The following is an 8,226-nucleotide window of genomic DNA, read 5'->3' as shown; positions in this document are numbered from 1 at the left end:
GCACAAATACTACAGCTAATAATATTAAAACCGCACCTATTAGCACATAATTCATATTTTTACCCCTTTATTTCATTTTTGATTATTTTTTATAAATATATCTACTATAGTATACTATGGTTTCGATATAGACTTTGTAAAAGTTGTATATTTTTAATAAAAGGCACCTCTGACGGGGCACCTTTTATTTTCACTCTATTGTACACCATACTGAATATAACTCGGATCGTAGTATATCCATTGATTTGTCCCTAAGCAAAGCCATCCATCTTGCTTACTCCATACTCGATACGATTCACCATGATGTAACTGTCTTATAACATTTCCATTTAATGATGGAGCATCACGCAAATTTACATTATCACCAGTAATAGTCGCCACATAATGTTTATACTGAATATAACTCGGATCATTATATACCCACTGATTTGTCCCTAAACAAAGCCATCCATCTTGTTCTCCCCAAACTTCATATGTTTCGCCACGATTCAATTGGCGAATTACACTAGACTGCAAAGATGGTCCACTTCTCAAATTCACATTATCTCCATTAATTATAGCAACCCCGTACACTGGAGTTGCATTATTAGGCAGGGAAACATTACCTCCACCACTTGCTCCATTCCCTTTTAAAGCTTCTAATGAAACTGCAGCTGATACATCACAATTTCCTACGCCTGAAATTTGTCCAGAATCTGTGTACTGCCACGCTGTCCACGCTGTCCATCCACCAGCATCAGCAGGCGGTGTACTCGAGTATTTAGCAATCCAAAGCGGTATATCACTTAATCCGCTAATTCCGAACTCATTAATATACCAAACTCCTGTATATAACATTACATCTTTTCCAGTAGCCTGTTTCACATAATTTATGAAGCTTCTTGCCCAATTCGATATAGCGTTACCAGTTAAATTACTGTTGCTCGGATCTGTTGGTGATTCTAAATCCAGAACTGGCATTAAGTCTGTCTGGTTATTTTGTAATATACCCACAAAATATTTCGCCTCTGAAATTGCATCATTTTGTTCTGGGCGTGCAAAATGGTATGCACCAATTAATACATTCGCATTTCGTGCTGCTTGTACATTCTTAGTAAAAGTAGGATCAATGTAGTTTACACCTTCTGTCGCTTTTGCATACGCTGCTGGAATTCCAGATGCCTTCACTGCATTCCAATCAATATTCCCTTCCCAATGAGACACATCAATAAACGTAACATTTGAACTTGATCTGTTTTGCATATAAAATCTCCTATCAATTTTTTTACTTCGTATACATACAATATGTACAAGTTTCATAAGAGGACACAACATTTATGCTATAGAAACAAAGAGTAAACATATGTTGTATACAAAATAAAAAAGACCTTGTATTACAAGGCCTTTTGCAAACTCACTTTATTTTGTAGCAAGTACATATTATAATACAAACCTTGCTCACTTAGTAATTCTTGATGTGTTCCTCTTTCTACTATCTCTCCATCATGCATCACAAAAATTTGATCTGAATCTTGAATTGTAGATAACCTATGCGCAATGGCTATCGTCGTTCTACCTTTTCGCATTTGTTGCAACGCTGTTTGAATAGCCTCTTCTGTTTCTGTATCGATATTAGCTGTTGCTTCATCTAATACTAATACTTTCGGATTCGTTGCTATCGTTCTAGCAAAAGCAATTAATTGTCGTTGACCGCTTGAAAATGCTGCACCTCTTTCTACTACTTCTGTTTCATACTGTTTTGGTAACTTTTCAATAAACGTATTTGCTTGCACAAATCGAGCAGCTTCTTTTACTTCTTCATCCGTAATTTCTTCATTATACATACGAATATTTTGCTTTACATTTCCAGCAAATAAAAATGCATCTTGCAATACGAGTCCTATTTTCTTTCTAATTTCTCGTTCTTCAAATTTTTCTAAATCTACACCGTCTATTACAATATTTCCTGACTTAATATTATAAAATCGCATTAACAAATTCATAATCGTACTTTTTCCGCTACCAGTATGCCCAACAAAAGCAACCGTTTGCCCTTGTTTCACGTGAAATGATACATTTTTTAAAACGTCACGCTTTCCATCATATGAAAAAGTAACATTTTTAAATTCAATATCCCCATCCACAACTTGAGGATTCTCATTGCCTTTTTGAACCGGTGCTAAATCTTTCTCGTCCATTAAATGAAATACACGTGATGACGAAACAAGTGCCTGTTGGAAAAAGGACAATTTCATCATCATCTCATTTACAGGTTGGAAGAAACGATGTATATAGTTAACAAAAGCATATAAAACTCCTACTTCAACAGGGCTCTTTAAAGCATCAATCCCAAATAAACCTAGTACTAACGCAATAGCTACAATATGCACTAAATCCGTAGCTGGTCGTAAAAGTAATGCGTCTAACTTCAAAGTACGTCGCCCTGCACTATAATGTTTATTATTCACTTCTTCAAACTCTTTTCTCATACGTTTTTCTTGTCTGAACACTTGAACAATATTCATTCCTTGTATGGACTCGTTCAACTTTGCATTTAACACGCTTAGTTGATTACGTACTTCTAAATAAAAAGCTGCACTTTTCCGGCGATATAATACCATAATCGCAAACATTATCGGAATTAATACGAGAGAAAATAGCGCTAATTTTACATCTAATAAAAACATCGCTACTAAAATACCTACTAAAAAGACTACATTTTTCACAAATGTTGATAATACACTAACATAAAAATCTTTAATCGCTTCCGTATCATTTGTTATACGCGATACAAGTGTACCAATCGGCGTACGATCAAAGAAACTTAATGACAGCTTTTGAACATGTTCATATACTTCAACTCGCATATCTTGAACAATCTTAAAAGCAATGTTCTGAAAGTACAATAGATTTAAATACGTAAATAATACTTTTAATAAATGAGCAACTATGTAAATTACAAATAAAGTAACGAGCGCTGATCGTTCAAAATCCCGCGGTACTAGGTGTTCATCGAGGAATTGTTTAATTAAAAAAGGACCCATCATTTCCGTTACTGTCGCACCAACTAAAAAGATAAATGCTAAAGATAGCAACCCTTTATATGGCTTCATATAGGAAAGCAATCTACTTAAATCACTTCGCTTCTTCTCTACCATCATACGCCTCCTTTCTCGACTAAAGCTTCTAATTGCTGGCTTTCATACATTTCCTTATACCAGCCGTTTTCCTTCATTAATTCCTCATGTGTACCTCTTTGTACAATTCTACCTTCATCAACAACAAGAATAAGATTGGCATGCTGAATTGCACTTAATCGGTGTGCAGTAATAATCGTCGTTTTCCCTGCTCTTTCCCTCTTTAAGGCACTTAAAATCGTCTCTTCTGTTTTTGCATCTACTGCTGATAAACAATCATCCAAAATTAAAATTTCAGCATTTGTTAATAAAGCACGAGCAATAGAGATTCGCTGTTTTTGACCACCAGATAACGAAACACCTCTTTCCCCTACTACTGTTTCATATCCTTCTGAAAATTGGAGGATGTCATTATGAATACAAGCAATCTCTGCAGCTTGGGTAATTTCATTATATGTAGCATCCGCCTTTCCAAAGGCAATATTCTCACCAATACTTGCTGAGAATAAAAAATGATCTTGCGGCACGTATGAAATGGCAGAACGGACACCATGAAGTGTTATATCTCGAATATCTCGCTCCCCAATTTTTAATTCACCATTAAAATGATCATACTCACGGATTAAACATTTTAATAAAGTTGTTTTCCCTGCGCCTGTACGTCCTACAACTCCTAGCGTTTCGCCCTTCTTCAAATCAAAGTGAATATCGTTTAAATGTAACAATTCATTTTTCTTATACGAAAATGAATCAACGGCAAACGAAACATTACCGCTCGCTATTGTCTGTACAGCTTTTTCGCTATTTACTACATCTGATTTTTGTGAAAGAATTTTTTCTACACGGTCATATGAAGCACGCCCACGCTCCATAATATTGAATAACCATCCAAACGCTAACATTGGCCAAACGAGGGTACCTAAATATGTCGTAAATGTAACGAGATCACCTACTGTTAATTCACCTCTTACAACTAATACCGATCCATAACATACTGCGATTAAAAAAGAAAATCCAACGATAAGAGAGATTGTCGGATCAAATAACGAATCAATACGTGCAACTAACACATTTTTATGTACAACATCTTCTGATTTTCTTCGAAACGCCTGCAAATCTTCTTTCTCTTGTCCAAGCGAGCGAATCACTTTCATTCCACTCATACTCTCTTGCACTTTATCATTGATTTCCGAAAACGATTGCTGTGCTTTATGAAACCTTTTATGTAATAAAGTTCCATAATAATTTGTCGAAATAGCTACAATCGGCATTGGAATTAAACTTAATAATGTTAACTTCCAGCTAATTGTAAAACCCATCGCTACGAGTACACATCCTCCGACAGCTAATGAGTCAACAAGCGTCAAAACACCTGCTCCAGCAGTTTGCTGGATCGCTTGAATATCATTGGTCGCATGTGCCATTAAATCACCTGTTCGATTTGACTGATAGAAAGATGGACTCATCTTTGTAAAATGTTCATATAAATTTTTTCGTAATTGGCGAGCTAATTTTAATGAAGACCCGAAAATCATAATACGCCATATGTAACGTAATATGTACATCGTAATGCCTACAATTACTAATAGTACAACCCATTTTAGTAACTTATCGGTCGTCAATGTTCCATCATTAATTTCATCTACAACGATTCCAATTACTTTTGGTGCTACAAGTTCTAAAAGTGCAACGCCAAACAATAAAATAATTCCAGTTATGTACGCTCGTTTTTCTTGTTTAAAAAACCACGCTAAATTCATAAACACTTTCATTTTTTTCCTCCTCCCTTAAAATGAGCGATGTTTTCAGTTTACCAAAAATACAGAATTTTTAAAAGTTTTTAAAACTATAACTAACAAAAAGAAAGACACTCTTAGCGAGTGTCTTTTAGCGCTTATTTCATTTGTTGCTTGTTCATTGCGCTCATCATTTGATTGATTTTCTTTTGGGAAGGTTTTTGTCCCATTTGCATCATCATCATTTTTAACATTTGTTCGTTAATTGGTGGATTTTTTTGTAAGTAATTCATCATATATTTGCGGGCAATGAAAAATCCTAACGCCACGCCTGCTACTAGTGCTACTACGCCCACTAGAATACCTAACCAAATTGGCATATATTTTCCTCCTTCATGTTGTCTACCTTACAGTGTACTAAAACCTTTTCAATAAGACAAGATACAATTCGACATTTTTTACACATATGTTCGTACTTGTTTTAGAGGATTCAGCCATCCGTACTTTGTATTTTCATAATCCATAGCTAAAAATGTTAATTCACACTTTCTTAACACCTCAAAGAATGTTGTTTCCATAGAGACATTTCCAGAGGTATTCATACGAATATAGTGCGGTTTCACCATTATTTCGCCGTACTCCGCTCCCGTATAAAGTGTATGTGTATGATGTGTTCTATCATATTTACCAAGAACGCGCAAAGCTTGTTCTAATTTATGATGAATTTTCATTACTTGCAATGGCATCGTTATATACATCATTTGCTTATATAACACTTTTTTCTCCGAAAGGGACCCAGATTCTGAAAATCGAGCAAATAAATCAAAAAACAAATATTCACGACCAAAATAAGCTTTCGCAATATCCTCTTGAATTAAATACAATTCATACGTTTTCATTTTTCCACTCCCAATCTGGACAACCTTTTCTCTTCATTATATATAAGAAAATTTGCAATGATTGTCTGACTGCGGAGAGATAAAAAACTTTTTCTGTCGAAAAAACTCATTTACATAGAAAAACCTCTCCATGCCGGAGAGATTTTTCTGAAATCATTAAAGCATTTCTTTTACTTTACGAACAACGTTCTCTACAGTAAATCCATACTCTTCCATAATCTTCTCACCAGGAGCAGAAGCACCGAATGTATCGATACCTAACACATCTCCTTCAAGACCTACGTAACGGTGCCATCCGAATGTAGCACCCATTTCGATTGCGAAACGTTTTGTTACTGCTTTTGGTAATACAGATTCTTTGTACTCTGCAGTTTGAGCTTCGAAGCGATCCATAGATGGCATGCTGACAACCGCTGCGTCAACGCCGTCTACTGCTAATGCTTTTTGAGCTTCAACAGCTAGGCTTACTTCAGATCCAGTTGCAAGTAAGATTACATCAGCCGTTTCTTTCTTGCTTGCAGAAACTACATATGCACCTTTTGCTACTTTTTCATACGTATCATCTTTTGCACCTTCTAATGTTGGAAGGTCTTGACGAGTTAATACTAAAGCAGTTGGTTTGTTTGTAGATTCTAAAGCAAGTCTCCAAGCTGCAACAGATTCGTTACCATCAGCAGGACGGATAACAGAAACGTTTGGCATTGCACGAAGCGCTGCTAATTGCTCGATTGGTTCATGTGTTGGACCATCTTCACCAACAGCGATACTGTCATGTGTGAATACATACGTTACTGGCAATTGCATTAATGCTGCAAGGCGAATTGCTGGACGTAAGTAATCAGAGAATACGAAGAACGTACCACCGTAAGTTTTTAAACCACCATGTAGTGCAATACCGTTCATTGCTGCACCCATTGCGAACTCACGTACACCGTACCAAATGTTTTTACCGCTGTAATCATCTCTTGTAAAGTCTTTTTCGTTATTCATGTATGTTTTGTTAGAACCAGCAAGGTCAGCAGATCCACCGAAGAATGATGGTACAGACTCTGCAATTGCATTAATTACAGCACCAGAAGAATTACGAGTTGCTGCTTTTGATCCTAATTCATAAGTTGGTAGGTTTTGCTCCCAACCTTCTGGAAGTTGACCGTTCATTGCTGCTTGGAATTCGTTTGCTAATTCTGGGTATGCTTGTGCATATTCACCTAGCATCGTGTTCCACTCAGCTTGCGCAGTTTCACCAACATCTTGTACTGTTTTACGGAAGTTGTCATATACTTCTTCTGCTACGTGGAAGTCTTGCTCAGCAGTCCAAGCATATGCTTCTTTCGTTAATTTCGTTTCTTCTACACCAAGTGGAGAACCATGTGAAGCTGATTTTCCTGATTTGTTTGGAGAACCGAAACCAATTGTCGTTCTTACTTCAATTAGCGTTGGGCGTTTTTCGTCAGCTTTCGCTTCTTCAATTGCTTTCGCGATTGCTTCAATATCGTTTCCATCCTCAACACGGATTACTTGCCATCCGTATGCTTTGTAACGATCTTCTACACTTTCAGAGAATGAACGATTTAAATCGCCATCTAATGAAATATCGTTTGAATCATAAAGCACAACAAGACGACCTAATTGTAAATGAGCAGCTAATGAAGATGCTTCAGCAGAAACGCCCTCCATTAAATCTCCATCACCACAAATAGCGTATGTATAATGATCTACTACACTATACGCATCACGGTTATATTTAGCAGCTAAATGTCTTTCAGCCATTGCCATACCTACAGCAGTTGCAATACCTTGTCCAAGTGGACCAGTCGTTGCATCTACACCAGCTGTATGACCGTACTCAGGATGTCCTGGAGTTTTGCTTCCCCATTGACGGAAGTTCTTTAAGTCATCCATTGTTACATCATAACCAGATAGGTGAAGTAGGCTGTATAATAACATTGAACCATGACCTGCAGATAATACGAAACGATCACGGTTAAACCACGTTGGGTTATTTGGATTGTGTTTCATAAATTGAGTCCATAATGTATAAGCCATTGGTGCTGCACCCATTGGCATTCCTGGGTGACCAGAGTTTGCTTTTTCAATCGCATCGATGGATAATGTGCGAATCGTGTTGATAGAAAGTTGTTCGATTGAATGTGACATGCTATTCTTCCCTTCGCTTATATTAGTAAACGTTTTATACATTTATATGATAGCTTCCCACGCAAGATTATACAACATGTATCGACAAATATGTTGATATTTTTTTGGTTTTTTATAAAAAAATCAATGTTCCCGGGAATGTATGGGCATTCAATATGACATACTTTTTCATTATTTTTATTTTAAAAAGAAAGGGAATTATCAATACGTTTTTAAAAACACAAAAAGCATCTAACTTCGATGCTTTTCAAATAAGTTAAACAATCCGTCTCCGAATCGAACTTGAAATCCAATCAATTATAATTACCATTAAAATGA

6 protein-coding genes are annotated in these 8,226 nt (G+C 36.3%); all 6 read right to left on the bottom strand.

The window, feature by feature from the left end; all coding sequences use genetic code 11:
- Positions 1-195: 195 nt before the first annotated feature.
- Entirely contained in the window at positions 196-1,242 is a 1,047-nt protein-coding gene (locus ABWK52_RS06760) for a GH25 family lysozyme (RefSeq protein ID WP_098202835.1), read from the bottom strand.
- 131 nt (positions 1,243-1,373) lie between these two features.
- Complete coding sequence (locus ABWK52_RS06755) at positions 1,374-3,137, bottom strand: ABC transporter ATP-binding protein (protein WP_000229523.1); 1,764 nt, start codon at positions 3,135-3,137, stop codon at positions 1,374-1,376.
- Entirely contained in the window at positions 3,137-4,888 is a 1,752-nt protein-coding gene (locus tag ABWK52_RS06750) for an ABC transporter ATP-binding protein (RefSeq protein WP_000862453.1), read from the bottom strand. The genes ABWK52_RS06755 and ABWK52_RS06750 overlap by 1 nt, the downstream gene beginning before the upstream one ends.
- 122 nt (positions 4,889-5,010) lie before the next feature.
- Positions 5,011-5,232 (bottom strand): YneF family protein, encoded by a 222-nt coding sequence (locus ABWK52_RS06745; protein WP_001123317.1) that lies wholly within the window; start codon positions 5,230-5,232, stop codon positions 5,011-5,013.
- Positions 5,233-5,310: 78 nt separating this feature from the next.
- Entirely contained in the window at positions 5,311-5,751 is a 441-nt protein-coding gene (sirA, locus tag ABWK52_RS06740; protein ID WP_000860645.1) for a sporulation inhibitor of replication protein SirA, read from the bottom strand.
- A 156-nt stretch (positions 5,752-5,907) separates the two neighbouring features.
- On the bottom strand, positions 5,908-7,908 hold the full coding sequence (tkt, locus tag ABWK52_RS06735; protein ID WP_000019782.1) for a transketolase: 2,001 nt from the start codon (positions 7,906-7,908) through the stop codon (positions 5,908-5,910).
- Positions 7,909-8,226: the final 318 nt, after the last annotated feature.

It is taken from the genome of Bacillus sp. AP50 (genome assembly GCF_040492675.1).
Lineage (GTDB): Bacteria > Bacillota > Bacilli > Bacillales > Bacillaceae_G > Bacillus_A > Bacillus_A cereus.
This window is presented reverse-complemented; position numbering and strand designations above follow the sequence as displayed.